The 20,256-nt window shown below is 74.3% G+C and carries 19 protein-coding genes; 11 read left to right on the top strand and 8 right to left on the bottom strand.

Features of this window, described 5'->3' with window-relative positions; genetic code table 11:
- Window positions 1-128 precede the first annotated feature (128 nt).
- On the bottom strand, window positions 129-266 hold the full coding sequence (locus BN344_RS20005) for a hypothetical protein (RefSeq protein ID WP_155858946.1): 138 nt from the start codon (window positions 264-266) through the stop codon (window positions 129-131).
- 100 nt (window positions 267-366) lie between these two features.
- Between BN344_RS20005 and BN344_RS18150 the strand changes: the two genes are divergently transcribed.
- From BN344_RS18150 to BN344_RS18160, 3 genes are all read left to right on the top strand, one after another.
- Window positions 367-1,080 (top strand): alpha/beta fold hydrolase, encoded by a 714-nt coding sequence (locus tag BN344_RS18150; protein ID WP_231487013.1) that lies wholly within the window; start codon window positions 367-369, stop codon window positions 1,078-1,080.
- A gap of 185 nt (window positions 1,081-1,265) precedes the next feature.
- Window positions 1,266-3,515, top strand: a complete 2,250-nt coding sequence (locus BN344_RS18155; RefSeq protein ID WP_231487050.1) for a HelD family protein — start codon at window positions 1,266-1,268, stop codon at window positions 3,513-3,515.
- A 128-nt stretch (window positions 3,516-3,643) separates the two neighbouring features.
- On the top strand, window positions 3,644-4,636 hold the full coding sequence (locus BN344_RS18160) for an IS481 family transposase (RefSeq protein ID WP_040339834.1): 993 nt from the start codon (window positions 3,644-3,646) through the stop codon (window positions 4,634-4,636).
- Here the strand turns inward: BN344_RS18160 and BN344_RS18165 are convergent.
- From BN344_RS18165 to BN344_RS18175, 3 genes are all read right to left on the bottom strand, one after another.
- Window positions 4,633-5,868, bottom strand: coding sequence for a cytochrome P450 (locus BN344_RS18165; RefSeq protein WP_040340161.1), 1,236 nt, complete (start codon window positions 5,866-5,868; stop codon window positions 4,633-4,635). The genes BN344_RS18160 and BN344_RS18165 overlap by 4 nt on opposite strands.
- Before the next feature lie 40 nt (window positions 5,869-5,908).
- Window positions 5,909-6,586 carry an SIR2 family NAD-dependent protein deacylase gene (locus BN344_RS20930; RefSeq protein WP_231487017.1) on the bottom strand — a complete coding sequence of 226 codons (678 nt, stop codon included), beginning with the start codon at window positions 6,584-6,586 and terminating at the stop codon, window positions 5,909-5,911.
- Window positions 6,587-7,485: 899 nt separating this feature from the next.
- Window positions 7,486-8,130 (bottom strand): hypothetical protein, encoded by a 645-nt coding sequence (locus BN344_RS18175; RefSeq protein ID WP_040339835.1) that lies wholly within the window; start codon window positions 8,128-8,130, stop codon window positions 7,486-7,488.
- Between the two features lie 99 nt (window positions 8,131-8,229).
- Here BN344_RS18175 and BN344_RS18180 point away from each other — a divergent pair, with 99 nt between their 5' ends.
- The 3 genes from BN344_RS18180 to BN344_RS18190 all read left to right on the top strand — a co-directional run bounded on the left by BN344_RS18180 (window position 8,230) and on the right by BN344_RS18190 (window position 11,359).
- Window positions 8,230-9,066: a DUF1206 domain-containing protein gene (locus tag BN344_RS18180; protein WP_040339836.1), complete on the top strand. Its 837-nt coding sequence runs from the start codon at window positions 8,230-8,232 to the stop codon at window positions 9,064-9,066.
- A gap of 62 nt (window positions 9,067-9,128) precedes the next feature.
- Complete coding sequence (locus tag BN344_RS18185; RefSeq protein WP_040340162.1) at window positions 9,129-9,995, top strand: DUF1206 domain-containing protein; 867 nt, start codon at window positions 9,129-9,131, stop codon at window positions 9,993-9,995.
- Window positions 9,992-11,359, top strand: coding sequence for a DUF2254 domain-containing protein (locus BN344_RS18190; protein ID WP_081788758.1), 1,368 nt, complete (start codon window positions 9,992-9,994; stop codon window positions 11,357-11,359). Before BN344_RS18185 ends, BN344_RS18190 begins: the two co-directional genes overlap by 4 nt.
- A gap of 6 nt (window positions 11,360-11,365) precedes the next feature.
- On the opposite strand, the gene fabG is transcribed toward BN344_RS18190, so the two are convergent.
- The 3 genes from fabG to BN344_RS18205 form a co-directional block, all read right to left on the bottom strand.
- The gene (gene fabG / locus BN344_RS18195; RefSeq protein WP_040339837.1) at window positions 11,366-12,115 is read right to left on the bottom strand and encodes a 3-oxoacyl-ACP reductase FabG; all 750 of its coding nucleotides are present in this window, start codon (window positions 12,113-12,115) and stop codon (window positions 11,366-11,368) included.
- 29 nt (window positions 12,116-12,144) lie between these two features.
- Window positions 12,145-13,359 carry an acetyl-CoA C-acetyltransferase gene (locus BN344_RS18200; RefSeq protein WP_040339838.1) on the bottom strand — a complete coding sequence of 405 codons (1,215 nt, stop codon included), beginning with the start codon at window positions 13,357-13,359 and terminating at the stop codon, window positions 12,145-12,147.
- Window positions 13,360-13,490: 131 nt separating this feature from the next.
- A complete protein-coding gene (locus tag BN344_RS18205) occupies window positions 13,491-13,871 on the bottom strand; it encodes an STAS domain-containing protein (RefSeq protein ID WP_051516096.1) in 381 nt (126 codons plus the stop codon).
- Between the two features lie 191 nt (window positions 13,872-14,062).
- Between BN344_RS18205 and BN344_RS18210 the strand changes: the two genes are divergently transcribed.
- The 5 genes from BN344_RS18210 to BN344_RS18230 all read left to right on the top strand — a co-directional run bounded on the left by BN344_RS18210 (window position 14,063) and on the right by BN344_RS18230 (window position 19,371).
- Window positions 14,063-14,392 carry a hypothetical protein gene (locus BN344_RS18210; RefSeq protein WP_040339839.1) on the top strand — a complete coding sequence of 110 codons (330 nt, stop codon included), beginning with the start codon at window positions 14,063-14,065 and terminating at the stop codon, window positions 14,390-14,392.
- 277 nt (window positions 14,393-14,669) lie between these two features.
- A complete protein-coding gene (locus BN344_RS18215; RefSeq protein ID WP_040339840.1) occupies window positions 14,670-15,038 on the top strand; it encodes a hypothetical protein in 369 nt (122 codons plus the stop codon).
- Between the two features lie 765 nt (window positions 15,039-15,803).
- Window positions 15,804-16,124 carry an ATP-binding protein gene (locus tag BN344_RS18220; RefSeq protein ID WP_155858947.1) on the top strand — a complete coding sequence of 107 codons (321 nt, stop codon included), beginning with the start codon at window positions 15,804-15,806 and terminating at the stop codon, window positions 16,122-16,124.
- Window positions 16,125-16,183: 59 nt separating this feature from the next.
- Window positions 16,184-17,740, top strand: coding sequence for an aldehyde dehydrogenase family protein (locus BN344_RS18225; RefSeq protein WP_040339842.1), 1,557 nt, complete (start codon window positions 16,184-16,186; stop codon window positions 17,738-17,740).
- Window positions 17,741-17,775: 35 nt separating this feature from the next.
- Window positions 17,776-19,371 (top strand): GMC family oxidoreductase, encoded by a 1,596-nt coding sequence (locus BN344_RS18230; protein WP_231487019.1) that lies wholly within the window; start codon window positions 17,776-17,778, stop codon window positions 19,369-19,371.
- On the opposite strand, the gene BN344_RS18235 is transcribed toward BN344_RS18230, so the two are convergent.
- The coding region (locus BN344_RS18235) for an IS481 family transposase (protein ID WP_081788759.1) at window positions 19,368-20,256 on the bottom strand (889 nt) is incomplete at its 5' end. The genes BN344_RS18230 and BN344_RS18235 overlap by 4 nt on opposite strands.

The following is a 20,256-nucleotide window of genomic DNA, read 5'->3' on the forward strand; positions in this document are numbered from 1 at the left end:
GCCGACCGCGCCCGCCTGCTCGGCGGGCTGCCCCGCCGCCGTCGGGTGGGGTGGCGGCTGTCCGGCGCCCGCCGCTACCGCGCCGCCGTCGTCCGCCTGCGGGGGGCGCCGCCCGCGGCGTGAGCCGGTCAGAAGCGGGACGTGCCGCAGTCGGTGCACCGCTTGCGATGCGCGCTGGACTCGGCGCGGCAGTTGTCGCAGGTCCAGACGGCCCGGTCCCGCGCCGGAGCGGTCGTGGCCTGCCGTTCCAGGGTGCTGGTGGTCATGTCGTGCTCCCCTCCTCGAAGACGTCCCCGACGGTAGGGAGCCGGTGTGTCGTGACGGTGTCCTCCGGGTTGCAGCCGGCACCCGGTTTCCCGTCCGCCGATGAGTCCGGGCGCGGACCGCGGTCTGCTCCCCATGACGACCTTCGTGCTGATCCCCGGAGCCGGTGGCCGGGCGGCCTTCTGGCGCCTGCTGGCCGACGAGCTCGAGCGCCGCGGTCACACCGCCGTCGCGGTGGACCTCCCGGCGGGCGACGACACCGCGGGGCTGGAGAGGTACGCCGACACCGTGGTCGACGCCATCGGGGACCGCTCCCCCGTCGTGCTGGTGGCCCAGTCGATGGGCGGGCTGACCGCGCCCCTGGTCTGCGAGCGCGTGCCGGTCCGGCTGCTGGTGATGCTCAACGCGATGGTGCCGAGCCCCGGCGAGACCGGCGGCGAGTGGTGGACGGTCACCGGGCAGGGGCCGGCGCAGGCCGCCTACCTGGCCTCCCTCGGCCTGCCCGCCGATCCCGACGAGGAGACGACGTACCTGCACGACGTCCCACTCGAGGCGCGTGTCCTGGACGAGGCGTTCGCCCAGTCGGGCCGGCCGTTCGAGGAGCCGTGGCCGCTCGACCAGTGGCCCGACGTCCCCACCCGTGTGCTGGCCGGTCGGGACGACCGCCTGTTCCCGCTCGAGTTCCAGCGCACGGTCGCCGCGGAGCGCCTCGGGCTGGACGTCGACGAGATCGCAGGCGGTCACCTGGCGGCGCTGAGCCGGCCGGTCGAGCTGGCCGACCGGCTCGAGGAGTACCTGCACAGCTCGCCGCACTGAGCCGGGATTCCGCGCGGCCCGGGCCTGCCAGGGATGACACGCGCACCACCGCGTGGGGATAATGGGAGGTTGCCTTTCGGGGCGCTGCCCCACCTAGTGCCTTTTCCTGCAGAAAGCGGCGTGCCTTGTCGACAGCTCGGCCCGCGGACGCCCCCGATCCCGGGGTCGCCGCGGAACAGCCCTACGTGACCGCTCTCTACGACCGGCTCGACGAGGTGCGGGCCCGCTCGGTCGGCCGGCTCGACGAAGCACTGGCCACCGTGCCGCACAACCCGCAGGCCGTCGGCGAGCGCGAGGCCGCCGTCGAGCTGCACACCCGGCGCATCGTCGCCCTGGACGCCGCCGAGAGCGGTCTGGTGTTCGGCCGGCTCGACCGGCACGAGGCCGAGACCCCCCGCTACATCGGGCGCATCGGCCTGTTCGCCGACGGCGCCGAGGAACCGCTGCTGGTCGACTGGCGGGCGCCGGCCGCCCGGCCGTTCTACACGGCCACCGCCCTGCACGACCAGGGAGTGCGGCGACGGCGGCACATCCGCACCCGCGGCCGCACCGTGGTCAGCGTCGCCGACGAGACCCTCGACCTGGCCGAGGCCGCCGCCGAGGGTGGCGCCGACCGGCGCGGACTGGCCGGCGAGTCGGTGCTGCTGGCCGCGCTCAACGCCTCCCGCACCGGCCGGATGACCGACATCGTCCGCACCATCCAGGCCGAGCAGGACCGGATCATCCGTGCGGACGTCAAGGGCGTGCTCGTCGTCCAGGGCGGGCCGGGCACCGGGAAGACCGCCGTCGCCCTGCACCGTGCCGCCTACCTGCTCTACACCCACCGGGAGCGACTGGCCCGCAGCGGCCTGCTCGTCGTCGGCCCCTCCCCCACGTTCCTGCGCTACATCGCCGACGTGCTGCCCTCGCTCGGCGAGACCGGCGTCGTCCTCGCCGACGTCGGCAGCCTGCGCCCGGGCCTGCAGGCGCACGCCCCGGAGCGGCCGGAGGTCGCCGAGCTCAAGGGCCGGCTGGTCATGGCCGACGTCGTGGCGGCGGCGGTGAAGCGGCGCCAGGCCGTCCTGGACCGACCGGCCGAGATCGACATCGACGGCACCGTGCTGCGCTTCACCAAGGCCGACGCCGCCCGCGTCCGCAGCCGTGCCCGGGCCGCCTCCCGCGTGCACAACGAGGCCCGCCCCGCGGCCGCCCGCACGGTGATCGAACTGCTGGCCCGCAAGTACGCCGACAAGCTCGGCGAGAACGTGCTCGGCGGGGCGAACCTGCTCGATCAGGGCGACGTCGCCGCGCTGCGCCGCGAGGTCGCCGCCGAGCCCGCGGTGCACGGGCTGATCGACCGCCTGTGGCCGCGGCTGACCGCCGAGCGGGTGCTGCGCGACCTGTTCGCCTCCCGCTCCCAGCTCGACGCGGTCGCGACCGGGCTGACCGAGGCCGAGCGCGAGCTGCTGCGGCGACCCCCGTCGTCGCCCTGGACGCCGGCGGACGTGCCGCTGCTCGAGGAGGTCGACGAGCTGCTCGGCATCGACGAGAGCGCACAGCGCCGGGCCGAGGAGCGCGAGCGGCAGCGCCGGCTGCGGGACGCCCAGGAGACCCTCGACATGCTGCACGGCTCCCGCTCCCAGGACGCCGAGACCGAGGACGAGGCCGAGGAGCTGCTGGCCGGCGATCTGCTGGACGCCGAGGGTCTGGCCGAGCGGCACGAGGAGACCGACTACCGCAGCACCGCCGAGCGGGCCGCGGCCGACCGCACCTGGACCTACGGGCACATCATCGTGGACGAGGCGCAGGAGCTCTCGGCGATGACGTGGCGCCTGCTGCTGCGCCGCTGCCCCACCCGCTCGATGACCGTGGTCGGCGACGTCGCCCAGACCAGCACGCTCGCGGGCGCGACCAGCTGGGCCGACGTGCTCGAACCGCACCTCGGCCGCTCCTGGCAGCTGGAGGAGCTCACGGTCAACTACCGCACCCCGGCGGAGATCATGGCCGTCGCCGACGCCGTCCTCGCCGCGGGCGGCACCGGCGGGACCTCGGCCGAGGCGGTGCGCTCCACCGGGGAGCGGCCGTGGGGCCGGCAGGTCCCCGACGCGACGCTGGCCGACGAGGTCGCCGAGGCCGCGCTCGAGCTGGACAAGGAGGAGGGCACCCTCGGGGTGCTCGTGCCGCACAGCCGGCTCGCCGCGGTGAGCGCCGCGGTCGCGGCCCGGCTGCCGGCCGACCCCGACCGTGCCGACGCGCCGGTCGTCCTGCCGCCGGAGGGCGCCAAGGGGCTGGAGTTCGACTCCGTGCTGGTGGTCGACCCGGCCGCGATCGTGGCCGAGGGCGTGCGCGGCTGGAACGACCTCTACGTCGTGCTCACCCGGGCCACCCAGCGGCTCGGCGTCCTCCACCCCGGCGAGCTGCCCGCGGAGCTCTCCGGCCTCGACGTCCGGGACTAGCTGTACTGACCGGAGACGTTGGTCGAGGAGTTGTGAGGACGGGATCTAGGTAGGTCTTGTTCGGGGAGGACCTCCGGACGTGGAGTGGAGCTGCTGAAGGCGACCACTGCACGAACCCGGAGGTCCTCGTGTCTCACGCTAATGCCGCCCTGACCCCACGCCACCGTCTGCGCTTGGCCCGCGCCGTGGTCGAGGACGGTTGGTCGATCTCCTATGCCGCGGCGGTGTTCAACGTCGCCTGGCCCACTGCCAAGCGCTGGGCCGATCGCTATCGCAGCGATGGGCCGGCCGGGATGGTCGACCGCAGCTCTCGGCCGCACTCGTCCCCGAGGCGCACGCCGGCGCCGATGGTCCGCAAGATCGTCCACTTGCGCTGGAAGCAGCGGCTGGGCCCAGTCGCCATCGCCGATCGGGTGGGCTGTGCTCCTTCCACTGCGCACGCAGTGCTTCGTCGGTGCCGGCTCAACCGGCTTTCCCACGTGGATCGGGCCACCGGGGAGCCGATCCGCCGCTACGAACACGACCGGCCCGGCTCGTTGATCCACGTCGATGTGAAGAAGCTAGGCAACATCCCCGACGGTGGTGGCTGGCGCTACGTCGGCCGCGCGCAGGGCGACAAGAACCGCGCCGCGACGCCCGGCAAGCCTCGCAACGCCTACTACAACCCCAAGATCGGCACGGCATTCGTGCACACCGTGCTCGACGACTACAGCCGGCTCGCCTACGCCGAGATCCACGACGACGAAACCGCGGCGACCGCCATCGGTGTGCTGCGCAACGCCGCGACCTGGTTCGCCGCCCGCGGCATCACCGTCGAACGGGTGCTCAGCGACAACGGCTCGGCCTACCGCTCCCACGCCTGGCGCGACACCTGCGCCGAGTTGGGCATCACGCCCAAACGAACCAGGCCCTACCGGCCACAGACCAACGGCAAGATCGAACGCTTCCACCGCACCATGGCCGACGGCTGGGCCTTCCGCCGGATGTTCCTCAGCGAATCAGCGCGCCGCCGAGCCCTGCCGGGCTGGCTTCACGAGTACAACCATCACCGGCCCCACACCGCGATCGGCAACCGCCCGCCCATCACCCGCTTGACCAACCTGTCCGGTCAGTACAACTAGCGGACGGCGAGGACGACGCCGCTGGCCGGGCGGGCCGGGATGCGGTGCAGCGCGATCCGCAGGTCCTGCTCCGGGACGTCGAACTGCAGCCGGGCCAGCCGCACGGCCAGCGCCGACAGCAGGGAGACGGTCAGCTGCTCGCCCGGGCAGCGGTGGTTGGTGTGCGGATCTCCCCCGCCCTGCGGCACCAGCTCGTACGCGCCGATCTCCCGGGTCGCGCCGTCAGGAGCGAGGAACCGCTCGGGACGGAACTCGTAGGGGTCCGGCCACAGGTCGGCGTCGTGGTTCTGGCCGTAGAGGTCCAGCAGCACCATCGAGTTCTTCGGGATGCGCTCGCCGTCGAACTCCGTCTCCTGCGGCGCGCGGCCACCGATGAACGGGGCGAACGGGTAGTACCGCCGCACCTCGTGCGCCCACGCCTCCGCGAACGCCGGGTCCCCCGAGGCGAGCCGCTCCCGGTACTGCGGCCAGCGGATCAGCGCATGACCGGAGTAGGCGACGAACCAGGCGACCGCGGTCGTCGGGCGGATGATGTTGAGCAGCTCGACGGCGGCCACGCGCGGGTCGAGCAGCTCGCCGTCGGCATCCGTGTGCCGGGCGACGACGTCGACCGCGCTGCCCGCGGGGGCGACCGGGCGCCCCTCGCGCACCTCGGTGACGAGCTGCGCCAGCCACGCCTCCCGCCGTCCCCGGGCCCGGCGCGCCCGCCAGTGCCGGGGCCCGCCGGTGGCGAAGCCGTCGACCATCGCGACGAGGTCGCGGGCCAGGCCCGGCACCTCGTCGTCGGGCACCGCGACGCCGGCCCAGCGTGCGACGGCGCCGGCGATGACGGTGGCCGACTCCTCCCACAGCACGATGCGCGGCCGCCGGGGCCACTCCGCGGCGGCCCTGTCCCAGGCGGAGGTCGCCTGCCGCACGAGCGAGTCGATGCCGTCCTCGCGCATGAGCAGGCCGATGAACATGGCCTTGCGGACGCGGTGCATCTCGCCGTCGAGCGTGTGCACCGCGCCCTTGCCGAAGAGCGTGCCCTGCACCGGCTCGGGGATGGCCTGGGCGCGGCGGACGTGGTCCTCGTCGTAGAGGAAACGGGCGGCCTCGGGGCCCTCGATCGCCAGCACCTTGAGCCCGCCCAGCCGGGTGGGCACCGTGCGCCGGCCCAGCCGGCGCCGCTTGTCGGGCAGCCAGCCGTAGCCCTTGGTCAGCAGCTGCGGGCCGTTCTCCAGTCGTGCCATGCCGGTGCCGTGCCCGGCCCGCCGCCGGGGCAATCGCGGCTCAGCCGGAACGCTGCCCGCCCAGCCGGTGCAGCAGCGCGGCCACCTCGTGGGCCGCGCTGGACCCCGCGCCACCGGGCACCAGACCGGAGACGGCCCCGAGGGCCTCGGCCAGCGCGCGTTCCTCCTCGTCGAGCAGCCCGCGGTAGGCGGGGTCGAGCAGGTAGCCGGTGGGCGGCGTGGCCAGGCAGCCGATGAGGTCCAGGAGCACCTCCAGCCGCCGGGCCGCCTCCGCGGACGGGATGTCGGCACCGGCCATCGCCACGGTCTCCACGTCCTGCTCCCACAGCCGCGCGCGGGCCACGTCCTCGCGCAGCGAGAGCACGGTGCCGCTGCGGTGGACGCGGCCCGAGCCCTGCAGCCGGAGCGCGCTCCGCACCTCGTGGGCGATCCGGATGAGGTCGTCGTCGAGCATCGAGGTGCCCACGAAGAGCACGTGCCGGGTGAGCAGCAGCGAGTGCAGCACGCCGGCCAGCGCGGCCCGCGAGTCGCCGTACCTCAGGTACTCCTCGCGGGTCAGCACGATGCTCGCGGGATGGGCGGCGTCGCCGTGCAGCTTCAGCAGCCACGGAGCCCCGGGCCGGGACTCCTCGAAGGGCAGCACCCGCAGGTCGCGGCCGACGTCGGCGGCGGCCAGCTCGACCAGCGGGTCGTAGTTCGTGGTGACGAACTCCTGCACCGGGAGGGCAGCGATCAGGGCGTGGGCCAGCGCGTAGGGGCCCGGCCCGAACCGCTCCTCGACGTAGGACTCCAGCGCCTCGCTGCCGAGCTCGCGGGCCAGCAGCGCGGCCGGAGTCCTGGGCCGGCAGCCGGGTCAGCCCGGCGCGCAGCTCGTCGTCCAGACCGGAGCGCTCGGCGAGCTCGTCGACCAGCTGCTCCCAGGTGGGCAGCCCGGCGGCAGCGCTGACGCCGGCACCGAGGAAGATCGCCAGCTGGCCCCGCCGGGCGCGCTCGCCCAGGTGCTCGGCCAGCTCGTGCAGGTGGCCGGGCAGGTCCCAGCCGCCGTCCTCGCCGCGGCGCACCCGCTGGGCGGCGGCGAGGTCGCTGGGCCGCTTGAGCACCAGGGCGACGTCGAAGCCGTGCTCGGCCGCCGCCTCGCGCAGCACCGGCAGCAGTTGCTGGAGCAGCGCACCGCGCTCGCCGGCGGCACCGCCCCAGCCGGTGCCCAGCGCCGGCAGGCCCACGAGCCGCCGGGCCCGTCCGTGCGCCGGCTCGGTCACCTCGCGCCGCGCGACGGCGGCCAGGGCCTCGCGGGCGCCGTCGAGCAGCCACGGCAGCCCGCGGCCCTCGTCGTCGACGGTGTCGACCAGCCAGGCCCGCCGGGCGCCGTCGCCGGGCACCTCGAGCACCCGCTCGGTCCCGTGCCAGGAGAGCCCGACCGAGGCCCCCTCGTCGCCGGAGTCGGCGACCAGTTCGTCGGGCAGGAGCGGGCACCAGCCCGGCGAGATCCGCAGGCTGCGTCCGGTGGGCACCAGGACGTCGTCGCACGACAGGCGGGTGAGGTCGGCGCCGACGACGAAGACGTGTCCGCTCACGCCCGACCCCTACCCCGGGCGGAACGGGTGCGACACCGAGGGGTCAGGCGCCGCAGCCCCCGGCGCCGCAGGCGCAGCCACCGCAGCCGCCGCGCACGGGCTCCGGAGCGGGCTGCCCGGCGACCGTGCGCAGGTTGACCGCGCTGATCAGCACCGGGACGGCGAGGGCGGCGACGGCGAGCGCCGCGACGACGGTGGCGACGTCCGACGCCCGGTCCCAGTCCTGCGCCACGCCGGTGGCGACGAGCAGGCCGGAGACCAGCAGGGCCCAGACGAGCAGCGCCTGGCCGGCGCGACGGGCGGTGCCGGTGCGGGTGAGCAGCGCCAGGGCGCCGCCCAGGAACAGCAGCGGAACGCCGACCAGCAGCACGCCGGCCGCGGCGGCACCGGAGATCAGCGCGACGGCCAGCGCTGCGACCCCGGCCACCATCGCGCCCGAGCCGAGCCGGGTCGCCCGGCCGGCCAGTTCGCCGCCCAGTGCCGAGGCGCTCCGGAACAGCACGACGCCGCGGACGGCGAGGAAGGCCCCCAGCGCGCCCAGCAGCAGCCGCGCGCCGCCGTCGGCCCACACGGCCGACGCCACGGCGACGGCGATCATCGCCACGCCCAGCGCCAGCCACTGCGGCCAGGCACGGCGGGCGACCTCGGGGGTCGGCTGCGAGGTGAGGACGGTTCCAGCGTTCGCCACGGCTCCAGTCTCCCCCATGCGGTGCAGTCGCCGGCGGGCACCGGGCCCCCGCGCGTGCCACGCTGAGACGTTGATCTCCGGCCCAGGACGGGAGTGCCCATGAGCGTGCGGCGATCGGGCGGAGGGGCGCTGGCCGCCACCGACGGCGACGGCCTGGAGAACCTGGCGCGCATCGGGCTGCTCGCCTACGGGCTGGTCCACCTGCTGGTGGCCTGGCTGGCGCTGCAGCTGGCGTGGGGACGGGCGGGCGAGTCGGCCGACCAGTCCGGCGCGCTGGCCACCCTCGCGGAGGGCCCGGTCGGGAAGCCGCTGCTGTGGGTGGTCGCCGTCGGGCTGATCGCGCTGGCGGTCTGGCAGGCCCTGGAGGTGCTGCGGTGGCGCGCCGGCTGGTCGGCATCGGGCTCGGCGCGCACCAAGGCGGTCAAGAAGTCGGCCAAGGCGATTGCCAAGGCCGCCGTCTACGCCGCCCTGGCCGTGCTGGCCATCCGCTTCGCCACCGGCGGTGGATCGTCCAGCTCGCAGCAGCAGCAGAACACCACGGCCGGGGTCTTCGGCTGGCCGGCGGGACGCTGGCTGGTGGGCGCGGCAGGGCTGGTCCTGATCGGGGTCGGCGCGTACCACGTCTACAAGGGCGTCACGAAGCGCTTCCTCAAGGAGGTCGACCTGGCCGGTGCGCCGCCCACCGCCACCCGGCTGGTCACCCGGCTCGGGCAGGTGGGCTTCCCCGGCAAGGGCATCGCGCTCGGCGTCGTGGGCGGCCTGTTCGTCTGGGCGGCGGCCACCTTCGACGCCGCCAAGGCCACCGGTCTCGACGGCGCGATGCACACGGTCCTCGGGGCGCCCTACGGGCAGTTCCTCCTCACCCTGGTCGCCGTGGGCATCGCGGCCTTCGGCGCCTACCTCTTCGTGCGCGCCCGCTACCCCGAACGCACCTGAGCCGCGACGACGGAGTGCGGTCTGCGGTCGCCGGGCAGCAGTCGGTCCCGGACGATCAGCGGGTGCCCTCCACCCGCCCGGTGCTCGACCGTCTGCACACCGCGGTCGACCGGGCCCGCGAGGTCACCGACCACCGCGTCCTGCACCACCTCGCCCGTGCGGGACTCGTCGCCTACGGCGCGATGCACCTGCTGATCGCGTTCCTCGCCACCCGCATGGCGCTGGGCCTGCGCGGTGCGGACGCCGACCAGACCGGCGCGCTGCTCACCGTCGGGCAGGGCCCCGGCGGCCGCGTGCTGCTCTGCGCCATCGGCCTTGGACTGCTCTCGCTGGGCATCTGGCAGGTCGGCGAGATCCTGCTCTGGTGGCACGGGCTGCTGGACCCGGACCATCGCCGGCGCACCGCCCTGGTCTGCGCCAGGTGCCTGGCCAAGGGCGGGGTCTACGGGCTCCTCGGCGTCACCGCACTGCTGTTCGCGCTGGGGCTGGAGTACGAGGCCGACGAGCGGATGCAGGAGCTCACGCAGGAGACGCTGCTGATCCCGGGCGGGGCCGCGATGGTCGGCACCGTGGCGGCAGGAGTGATCGCGGTCGGGCTGTACACCCTCGGCCGCGGGTTCACCGGCGGCTTCATGAAGGACGTCGACCTGCCCGCCGCCCCCGACCGCTGGGAGCCGGTCATCGAGGTCCTCGGGCGGGTGGGCTACGTCGCCAAGGGCATCGCGTTCGGGCTGGTGGGCGTCCTGCTGTGGCGCGCGGCGACCTCGGCCGACGTCACCGGCGCGACCGGCCTGGACGGCGCGATGACCGCGATCGCCGGCGTGGACTCCGGGCCGTGGCTGCTGGCGGGCGTCGCGGCCGGGTTCGCGGCGTTCGGCGTGTACGCCCTCGCCCGGGCCCGCTACCCCGACCGGGACCCGTCGTCGTGACCGGCAACGGGAGCGCGCACACGCGGGGCGGCCGGATGCACGTCGTCCGGCGCGCTCTCGGCGGCACGCTGTGGCCCGTGCCGGCGGCGGCCGTGCTCCTGGCGATCGCGCTGGGGCTGACGCTGCCGGAGCTGGACCGGCATCTGCAGCAGGGACCCGGTGAACCGCTGACCTTCGTCTTCGGCGGCGGCCCGTCGGCGGCGCGCACGATGCTCTCGGCGATCGCCACGTCGCTGATCTCGGTCACCACGCTGCTGTTCTCGCTCACCATCGTGACGCTGCAGCTGGCCAGCAGCCAGTACTCGCCGCGGCTGCTGCAGACCTTCGTCCGCGACCGGGTGGTGCAGTCCTGCCTCGGCATCCTGCTGGGCACGTTCGTCTTCGCCCTCGTGGTGCTGCGCAGCGTGCGCTCGGCCGACGAGTCCGAGGACACGGCCTTCGTGCCGCGGCTGTCGGTGACCCTCGCCCTGCTCCTGACGCTGGTCTCGGTCGGCGCCCTGGTCGCCTTCCTCAGCCACCAGAGCCGGCAGCTGCGCGTGGAGACTATGCTGCGCGACGTCCACGTCGAGGCCGGCGCGACGCTGCGCCGGCTGCTCGCCGACCAGGACGACGACGAGCAGCCCGACACCGACCTGCCCGCGGTCCCGGCGCACGCCCGGCCGGTGTGCGCCCGGCACAGCGGCTTCCTGGTGCAGGTGTCCGAGGCTCCGCTGGTCGCGGCGGCGACCGACGCGGAGGCCGTGCTGCGCCTGATCCCGCGCCCCGGTGAGTCCGTGCTCGCCGGCGTCCCGGTCGCCTGGGCGTGGAGCGACGGGTCGGGGACCGAGCCGTCGACGGAGGCGCTCGAGGAGGCCCTCGCCGACTCCCTCCTGCTCGGTCACGAACGGGCAGATCGCGGCGATCCGAGCTACGGCCTGCGCAAGCTGGTCGACATCGCGGCCCGGGCCCTCTCCCCCAGCACCAACGACCCGACGACCGCCGTCCACGCGCTCTCGCACGTCTCCGACCTGCTCGGCCTGGCGGCGCGCCGCACGACCTGGCACCGGCGGCTCACCGACGACGACGGCGCCCTGCGGCTGCTCGTGCCGTCCTGGGACTTCCCCACCCTGCTGGGCCAGGCCGTCACCCAGCCGCGGTCCTACGGCGGGACCGACCCGGATGTGGCCGCGCGGCTGTTCGCACTGCTCACCGAGGCCGCGTGGCACACCCGTACGCCGGGGCAGCAGGACGCCGTCCGCCGGGAACGGGACCTGCTGGTCGCCCAGTACAGCGAGAACCCGCCCGCGGGGTGGACGGCGGCCGACGTGCGAGGCCGGGGCGAGACCGTGGACCGGGCCCTGGCCGGTGACTGGCCCCGCCCCTGACCGCGGTCAGGCGCGCGGGCCGCCGGCGACGTAGACGACCTGACCGGAGACGAAGCCCGCACCCTCGCTGACGAAGAACGAGACGGTGTGCGCGATGTCCTCCGGCACCCCGGCGCGGGCGACGGGGATGGCGGCGGCGCGCTTGGCCACGTAGCCCTCCCACTCCTCGCCGATCCGCTCCGCGGTCGCCTTGGTCATCTCGGTCTGGATGAAGCCGGGCGCGATGCAGTTCGCGGTGACGCCGAACTTGCCCAGCTCGATCGCGAGGGTCTTGGTGAACCCCTGCAGGCCCGCCTTGGCCGTCGAGTAGTTGACCTGGCCGCGGTTGCCCAGCGCGGAGGTGCTCGACAGGTTCACGATCCGGCCCCACGTGGCCTCGATCATGTGCTTCTGCACGGCCCGGCTCATGAGGAACGAGCCCCGCAGGTGCACGTGCATGACGACGTCCCAGTCGGCGTCGGTCATCTTGAACAGCAGGTTGTCGCGGGTGACGCCGGCGTTGTTGACCAGTACGACCGGCGGGCCGAGCTCCGTGGCGATGCGCTCGACGGCGGCCTCGACCTGCTCGGCGTCCCCGACGTCGGCGCCCACGGCCAGCGCCCGGCCCCCCGCAGCCTCGATGGCGGCCACGGCGTCGCCGCAGTCCTCGGCCTTGAGGTCCAGCACCGCGACGGCGAAGCCGTCCTGCGCCAGCCGCAGCGCGGTGGCCGCGCCGATGCCTCGCGCGGCGCCGGTGACGATCGCGACCCTGCTCATGCCCTGCTCCCGTTCTGTCGTCCGTCCATTCAGGCCACCCGCTCGAACAGCGCGGCGAGCCCCTGGCCGCCGCCGATGCACATGGTCTCCAGGCCGTAGCGCGCCTCGCGGCGGTCCATCTCGCGCAGCAGCGTGGCCAGGATCCGGCCACCGGTCGCGCCGACGGGGTGGCCGAGCGAGATGCCCGACCCGTTGACGTTGGTCCGCTCCCAGTCCGCGTCGGTGAACTTCCACTCGCGGGCCACGGCGAGGACCTGTGACGCGAAGGCCTCGTTCAGTTCGATCAGGTCGACGTCGGCCAGTTCGACGCCGGCGAGGGCGAGGGCCTTGGCGGTCGCCGGGACCGGGCCGATGCCCATGGTCTTCGGCGGGACGCCGGCGACGCTCCAGGAGACCAGCTTCGCCAGCGGCCGCAGCCCGAGCTCGGCGGCCTTCTCCGGCGTGGTCACGATGCAGACCGCCGCGCCGTCGTTCTGCCCGCTGGCGTTACCGGCGGTGACGGTCGCCCCGTCGTCCTCCCGGCCCATGATCGGGCGCAGCTTGGCGAGCGTCTCCAGGTTCGAGTCGGGGCGGATGTGCTCGTCGCGGTCGACGACGGTGTCGCCCTTCCGGCCCTTGATGGTGACCGGGACGATCTCGTCGGCGAACCGGCCGGCCTCGGTGGCGGCGGCCGCGCGCTGGTGGCTGCGCACCGAGTACTCGTCCTGCTCCTCGCGCGAGATCTCGTACTCGCGGCGCAGGTTCTCCGCCGTCTCCAGCATGCCGCCGGGCACGGGGAAGTTCTGGCCGCCGGCGGTCACCCGGCCGCGGGCCAGCCCGTCCTGGAGCAGCACCCCCGGACCGGCCTTGACCCCCCACCGCATGGCGTTGGAGTAGAACGGCGCGTTGCTCATCGACTCGGCGCCGCCGGCGAGGACCAGGTCGGAGGCGCCCGACTGGACCTGCATCGCGGCGTTGACGACGGCCTGCAGACCCGAACCGCAGCGGCGATCGATCTGGATGCCGGACGCGGTGACGGGCAGGCCGGCGTCGAGGGCGGCGACCCGGCCGATCGCCGGGGCCTCCATCGTCGGGTAGCAGTGCCCGAGCAGGACGTCCTCGACCGACTCGGGCGGCAGTCCGGTGCGCTCGATGAGCGCGCGGATCACCGTCGCCGCGAGCTCCTGCACGGGGACGTCGCGCAGCGAGCCGCCGAAGCCGCCGACCGGGGTGCGCAGGGGCTCGCAGATGACCGCATCTCGCACGGGAGGCCTCCTCGTAGGTCCGCGTCGGCGGGCCCTGGAGCGGCCGGCCCACGTGTCACGCAGTGTGCCTCGCGCCACTCCGGGCGCTGCACGCGGCCTCCCCGCGGGCGAGGTGCCCGGCAGGGGAAGGCTCAGGCGACGATCTGCTCGACGATGCGGTCGACCGCCTCCGGGTCGACCTCCTCGGCCTCGAGCAGTCGCCACAGCCCGGTGATCTGCAGGGGGCGGACGACCGCGCGCGAGGAGGCCAGGACACGCAGCGTCGTCTGCTGCTCGGTCGCCCGCCGGTGCGCGGTCGCGAGGACGCACAACCCGGCGGAGTCGAGGAAGGAGACGCCGCAGAGGTCCACGATCAGCTGTCCGACGGGGCCGTCGAGCGCCTCGTCGAGGTGCCGGGACAGCACGGGGGCGGAGGAGGAATCGACCTCGCCGGCGACGGTCAGCCGGACGGTCGAGCCGAGCGTGATCACGTCGACTCGGACGAGGTCGCCGAATGCGGAGGGTGCGGTCACGGGGTGCCTCTCGGGCGGGTGGAACCGGACCCGGGCGCGGGGTCCGTGTGTGGAGTCACCACCGCACCGCAGAGCCGCACCTAGATACGGCTTGCTGTTGAACCGCACCTCGGACCCTAGAGATCGCGACGTCCGCCCGCAAGGCCCCGGGGGCGGCGGAACCGCCCTGCCCGGTGACGGATACTGGGGCGGTGGCGACGACGGAACCGCAGGGCACCGGCCGGAGCAAGGGCCTGCTGGCGGCCGCGGCCGTCGCCGTCGTCCTCGCGGGGCTGACCTTCCTCGTGTTCGACGAGATCGTCGTCGCCGCCTTCGTGGCCATCCTGCTGGTCACCGTCGCGGTCATGGCGGTGCTCGCCAGCGACTGGGACCGGCACTCCACCTACGAGGAGCGCGAGCAGCAGCGGAACCTCCGGCGCAAGGCCAAGTGGGAGGCGAACGCGGACGCCCGTGAGCGCGACCGCCGCCGCTGGGAGGCCCATCAGGCCCGGCAGACCGGCGAGAAGGGCAGCGACCGCTAATTCGGTCGACAGCCCCCGGACCCCCTCCTACGGTTCCGGGCATGCGCTACTTCGTGCGGCTGCGCGCCGCCTGAGTTCCCGGGCCGTCGAGCCCCGGAACCGCGTCGAGCCTTCGTGCTCCCCCGCCGAGTCGGCTGCTGAGCCGGCCGGCCACCGCGTCCCCGCCGTCTGCCGGGACGCCGCTGTCCACTCGCCGTCCCTGGCCCCGTCCGGAGGCTCGTCGCGAGCCTGCGAGCGATGAGAAGGACGGGGTCCTTCTCATCCGTGGAGGTACCCCATGTCACGCCCCACCCCTGCGCCTGCCGGTCCCGCCGCCGACGCCCGAGCCGCGCTGCCCGAGTCCGACACCACCGCCTTCGACCGCCTGGCCCACGCCGTCCTCGCCTCACCGACGGCGCCGCTGGGCCCGGTGCTGCGCGCGCAGCTGCCGGGCACCGCCGGCGTCCGGTGGCTGCGTCAGGAGAACCTGGCACCGACCACCCGGCCCACGGCGCTCACCAGCGCGCAGTGGCTGTCGCTGTTCGAGTGCTGGTCCCGGACCTCCCGGGCCCCTGTCCCCGGCGCCCCGGGCAAGGGGCGGAGCGGTCGACCGTCCACCCACGGTCACGCCCCCGGAGCCACCGCCATCCCCCGGTGGGGCCAGTAACCGGCCGGGGGCGGCGTCCGGTTCGCCCGGCCACCACGGCACCGGGGTTCCGCCGGCGAGCAGCGGCTCGTGCACGGTGACCTCGCCCTCGAGGCCTTCCAGGCCGAGGCGGGCCGCCGCCGGCTCCGCCCGGGCACGTCGGACCAGCGCAGCGTCCTGGTGGCGCGGCTGGTCACCCGGGCGGTCGCGACCTCCGGGCCAGCGGCAGGTCGAGGAGGTCGGCGACGGGCCCGGGCCCCCGCCCGCGGGGGAACGTCATCGGTTCCGACCAGTGGCTGCAACCACGGCGACGACGGCGTCGGCCACCACCCGGTCCAGCACCACGGTGAGCCGCGCGTACACCGTCCGCAGCCCAGCCCGGGCGCCTCCTCCGCCGGTTCGTACAGTCCCTGTAACGACACTGCATCCGGGTGTCGGAGCCGACTGCGGGACGTCGGCGGCGTTCTGCGCGGGCTCGAGGAGTCGGTCGCGGTATCCGCCGGCGCAGTTCCGCCGTGCCGAACGGGTCGGTGGCAGCGGCTTCCTCATGATGGGGGACGGTAGAGGCGCGCCCGACCCCTCCGGGTGACTCCGGGGTTCGGGAGTGCCGGTATCGGGCACGGGGGCAGCGTCGGCCCATGGAAGGCGCCGCGGCAGTTCGGGAAGGCGGTGGCTGTGGCTCTCTGGGAGTCAGCGCGCCTACCGCGTGGTTTCACCGAGCTCTGGTGCCAGGAACTGTGCTCGCTCGACCAGCTGGCCCGGCTTCGGTCGCGCCTCCGCCTGACCATGACCGGTCAGGCCACCGTGGAGCGTCCCGAGCAGGACCACTGGTCCGAGCGGCTAGTGCTCATCGCCGACGAGCTGGCTTCCAACGGGCTGCGGCACGGCACCCTGCCGGTCGCGGCCGCGCTGAGCCGGTACGCCGACCAGTGGCTGATCGCGGTGAGCGACGCCTCCCCCGCCGTCCCGCCCACCCCCGCCCAGGGGCGCGACCCCGGCAAGGGCGGCTTCGGGCTGTACCTCGTCGCCGACCTCTCGGCGCGGCACGGCTGGACCACCGCCGGGCGGGGCCAGAAGACGGCCTGGGCCGTCGTCGTCGCGGACTGACTCCCCCCACCGGGTCGGCCGGAGGGTCCGTGGGATGAGGCGCAGGTAACGTCCGTCCCATGTCGATCGCCCCGCAGATGGACACGGTCACCGACGGCGCCGCAGGCACCGTCGACCGGCATGCCACGACGCGCACCTTCGAGTCCACGGACCCGGCCACCGGCGCCGTCGTCGGCATCTTCCCGGTGCACGACACCGACGCCGTCGCCGAGACGGTGAATCGGGCGCGCGCGGCTGCGCAGCAGTGGGCGGAGCTCGGCTTCGACGGGCGCAGGCAGCGGCTGAACGCCTACCGCGGCTATCTGGCCCGCCGGCTGCACGAGCTGGCCGACCTGGTGCACCGGGAGAACGGCAAGCCGCACGCCGACGCGATCCTCGAGATCACCCTGGCGATCGACCACCTCGCCTGGGCCGCGGGGCACGCCCGCAAGGCCCTCGGCCCGCGTCGCGTGAAGACGGGGCTGCTGGCGGCCAACCACGCCGCCTACCTCGAGTACCAGCCGCTCGGCGTCGTCGGCGTGATCGGCCCGTGGAACTACCCGGTGTTCACGCCGGTGGGCTCGATCGCCTACGCCCTGGCCGCCGGCAACGCCGTCGTCTTCAAGCCCTCGGAGTACACGCCCGCCGTCGGTGCCTGGCTGGCCGCCGCCTGGCGCGCGGCCGTCCCCGACGCCGAGGACGCCGTCCAGGTCGTCACCGGCGACGGTTCGACCGGCGCGGCGCTGTGCCGGGCCGGCGTCGGCAAGATCGCCTTCACCGGCTCGGCCGCCACGGGCAAGAAGGTCATGGCGACCTGCGCCGAGACCCTCACCCCCGTGCTCATGGAGCTCGGCGGCAAGGACGCGATGATCGTCGACGACGACGCCGACGTGGTCGCCGCGGCCGACGCCGCCGTCTGGGGCGCGATGAGCAACGCGGGCCAGACCTGCATCGGCATCGAGCGCGTCTACGCCACCAGCGCCGTCTACGACCGGTTCGTCGCCGAGGTGACCGCCCAGGTGCGCAAGCTGCGCCCCGGCTCGGACGACGAGGCCACCTACGGGCCGATGACCATGCCGTCGCAGATCGACGTCGTCCGCCGGCACGTGCAGGACGCCGCCACCGCCGGTGCCCAGGTGATCACCGGCGGCTCGGACCCCGACTCCTCCCCCGGCGAGAACTACGTCGCGCCGACCGTGCTGCTCGACGTCCCCGAGGACTCGCTCGCCGTCCGGGAGGAGACCTTCGGCCCGACGCTCACCATCACCCGGGTGCGCGACGCCGAGGAGGCGCTCGAGCGGACCAACGCCACGAGCTACGGCCTGGCCGGGTCGATCTTCTCCGGATCGTCGAAGAAGGCGCTGGACCTGGCCCGGCGGATGCGCAGCGGCATGACCTCGATCAACTCGGTGCTGACCTTCGCGTCGGTGCCGGCGCTGCCGTTCGGCGGCGTGGGCGAGTCCGGCTTCGGCCGGATCCACGGCGAGGACGGGCTCAAGGAGTTCACCCGCAGCAAGTCGATCACCCGGCAGCGGTTCGCCCTCCCTGGCGGCAACCTCACGAGCTTCAGCCGCCCGGCCAACGCCGCGGACGGGCTCGCACGGGTGATCGGCATCGTGCACGGCCGCCACCGCTGATGGGCCGAAATGGCCATTGTGGCCCCTCTGCCGACGTGTACGACGTCGTCGTCGTCGGGGCCGGCTCGGCCGGGTGCGCGGTGGCCGGCCGGCTCTCGGAGGACCCGTCGCTGCGGGTGCTGCTGCTGGAGGCCGGCGGCTCGGACAAGGTGCTCGAGGTGCAGGCGCCGGCCGGCCTCTACAAGGTCTGGCGCACCCGCCGCGACTGGAACTACACGACCGAGGAGCAGCCGGGCCTCGACGGCCGGAAGCTGTTCTGGCCGCGCGGCAAGCTGCTCGGCGGCTCGTCGTCGATCAACGCGATGATCTACATGCGGGGCGCCGCCGCCGACTACGACGAGTGGGCCTCGCTGACCGGGGACCCGACCTGGTCCTACGAGCACGTGCTGCCGCTGTTCCGGCGCATGGAGGACAACGCCCGCGGCGCCGACCGCTGGCACGGCGTCGGCGGGCCGCTGCGGGTCGAGGACCTGCGCTCGCCGCACCCGTGGACGAAGGCGGTCGTCGAGTCGGCGGTGGCGGCGGGCTATCCGCGCAACGACGACTTCAACGGTGCCCGGCTGGAGGGCGTCGGCCAGTACCAGGTGACGCAGAAGCGGGGACGACGCTGGTCGTCGGCCGACGCGTATCTGCACCCGGCGATGGACCGGCCCAATCTGACCGTCGTCACCGGCGCGCTGACCACGCGGGTGCTGGTGTCCGGCGGCCGCGCGACCGGGGTGGAGTACCGCTGCGGCGGGTCGCTGGTGACGGTGTCCGCCGGCGAGGTGGTGCTGTCGGGCGGTGCGGTGAACTCGCCGCAGCTGCTGATGCTCTCGGGCATCGGGCCGGCCGGCCACCTGCGCGAGATGGGCATCGACGTCGTCCACGACCTGCCGGGGGTGGGTGCGGGGCTGCAGGACCACCCGCTGGTTCCGGTGGTCTGGCACACCCGCTCGGGGACGTCGCTGCGGCTGGCGGAGACGCCGGTCAACATCGCGAAGTGGAAGGCGGCCGGCCGCGGGCCGCTCACCTCCAACCTGGCCGAGGCCGGGCTGTTCACCCGCTCCCGCCCGGATCTGCCCGAGCCGGACCTGCAGATGCACTTCCTGCCGGTGAAGTTCTGGAAGCAGGCCGAGATCGACCCGGACGCCGAGGCGTTCACCACCGCGATCGTGCTGGTGGACGTGCACTCGCGCGGCTCGGTGCGGCTGCGGTCGGCCGACCCGACGTGGGCGCCGGCCATCGACGCCGGCTACCTGACCGACGAGCGGGACCTCGACGCGCTGGTGTGCGGCATCGAGAAGGCGCGGGAGATCGCGTCGGTCGGCCCGATGGCGTCGGTGCTGGGCGAGGAGTGGTCGCCGGGCGCTTCGGCTCAGGACCGGGACGCGCTGCGGGCCAAGGCGCGCGAGACGTTGGAGTCGCTGTACCACCCGGTGTCGTCCTGCCGGATGGGCACTGACGACCAGGCCGTCGTGGACTCGAAGCTGCGGGTGCACGGCATCGAGGGTCTGCGGGTGGCCGACGCCTCGATCATGCCGACGCTGGTCCGCGGGAACACCAACGCGCCGTCGATCATGGTCGGGGAGCGCGCAGCCGACCTCATCCGCGGCCGCACCGTCGACCCGGACCTCGCCGCCGCCCGCTAAGTGTAGTGCCCGGCAGCGTTGTTGACGGAAGCGCGGCTGATCGGTGGTTCGCCGCCGAGCGCGGTGTGGCTGCGGTGATGGTTGTAGGTGTGCAGCCAAAAGGGCAAGGCTGCGGCGCGGTCGGCTGAGCTTTCGAAGGGCTGGATGTAGGCCCATTCATCAGCCAGCGTGCGGTTGAAGCGCTCGGCCTTGCCGTTGGTCTGTGGTCGGTACGAGCGGGTGAAGCGAGGCTGGGCGCCGAGGTCGGTCAGCGCCTGGCGCCATGCGCTGCTGCGTCGGTAGGCCATCGCGTTGTCGGTCATCACCCGTTCGATGTGGTCAATGCCGACGGAGGCGAACCAGGCCGCCGCCGAGCGCAGGAACTCGGCGCAGGTGGCTGCGGTCTCGTCGCGGTGGATCTCGGCGTAGGCCAGACGTGTGTGGTCGTCGATCGCGCAGTGCACGTAGTCGTAGCCCACGCGTCGGGCGGCGCGCAGCTCTCGGCGCCGATCGAGGTCTTGCACCGAGCCGCGGCCGTGGGCGCGCCAGCCACCGCCGGCGCGGATGACGCCGAGCTTCTTCACGTCCACGTGCACCAGCTCGCCGGGTCGGCCCCGCTCGTAGCGGCGAACCAGCTGGCCGGTTGGGCGGTCCAGCCATGCCAGTCGGTGCATGCCGTAGCGAGTCAGCACCGCATGCACGGTGGAAGGCGCCAGCCCGACCAGCGGGCCGATTCGCGCCGGACCGAGCTTTCGACTCAAGCGCAGCCCCAATATCTGGGCCTCAACAGCCGCGGAGGTCTTACGTGGCAGCCGGTGGGCCCGGCTGGAGCGGTCAGCCAGCCCCGCGAGGCCCTCGTCGCGCCAACGGCGCAGCCACTTGTACCCAGTGGCGCGGGAGATGGGG

It is taken from the genome of Candidatus Blastococcus massiliensis AP3 (genome assembly GCF_000582785.1).
Classification (GTDB): Bacteria; Actinomycetota; Actinomycetes; order Mycobacteriales; family Geodermatophilaceae; genus Blastococcus; species Blastococcus massiliensis.

Excerpts from the sequence above, each read along its gene's own strand:
- BN344_RS18215 (WP_040339840.1), top strand. The coding sequence starts at position 14,670 with ATGTCACGCCCCACCCCTGCGCCTGCCGGTCCCGCCGCCGACGCCCGA.
- BN344_RS18165 (WP_040340161.1), bottom strand. The coding sequence starts at position 5,868 with ATGGCACGACTGGAGAACGGCCCGCAGCTGCTGACCAAGGGCTACGGC.
- BN344_RS18150 (WP_231487013.1), top strand. The coding sequence starts at position 367 with ATGAGTCCGGGCGCGGACCGCGGTCTGCTCCCCATGACGACCTTCGTG.
- fabG (WP_040339837.1), bottom strand. The coding sequence starts at position 12,115 with ATGAGCAGGGTCGCGATCGTCACCGGCGCCGCGCGAGGCATCGGCGCG.
- BN344_RS20005 (WP_155858946.1), bottom strand. The coding sequence starts at position 266 with ATGACCACCAGCACCCTGGAACGGCAGGCCACGACCGCTCCGGCGCGG.
- BN344_RS18180 (WP_040339836.1), top strand. The coding sequence starts at position 8,230 with ATGAGCGTGCGGCGATCGGGCGGAGGGGCGCTGGCCGCCACCGACGGC.
- BN344_RS18220 (WP_155858947.1), top strand. The coding sequence starts at position 15,804 with ATGACCGGTCAGGCCACCGTGGAGCGTCCCGAGCAGGACCACTGGTCC.
- BN344_RS18225 (WP_040339842.1), top strand. The coding sequence starts at position 16,184 with ATGTCGATCGCCCCGCAGATGGACACGGTCACCGACGGCGCCGCAGGC.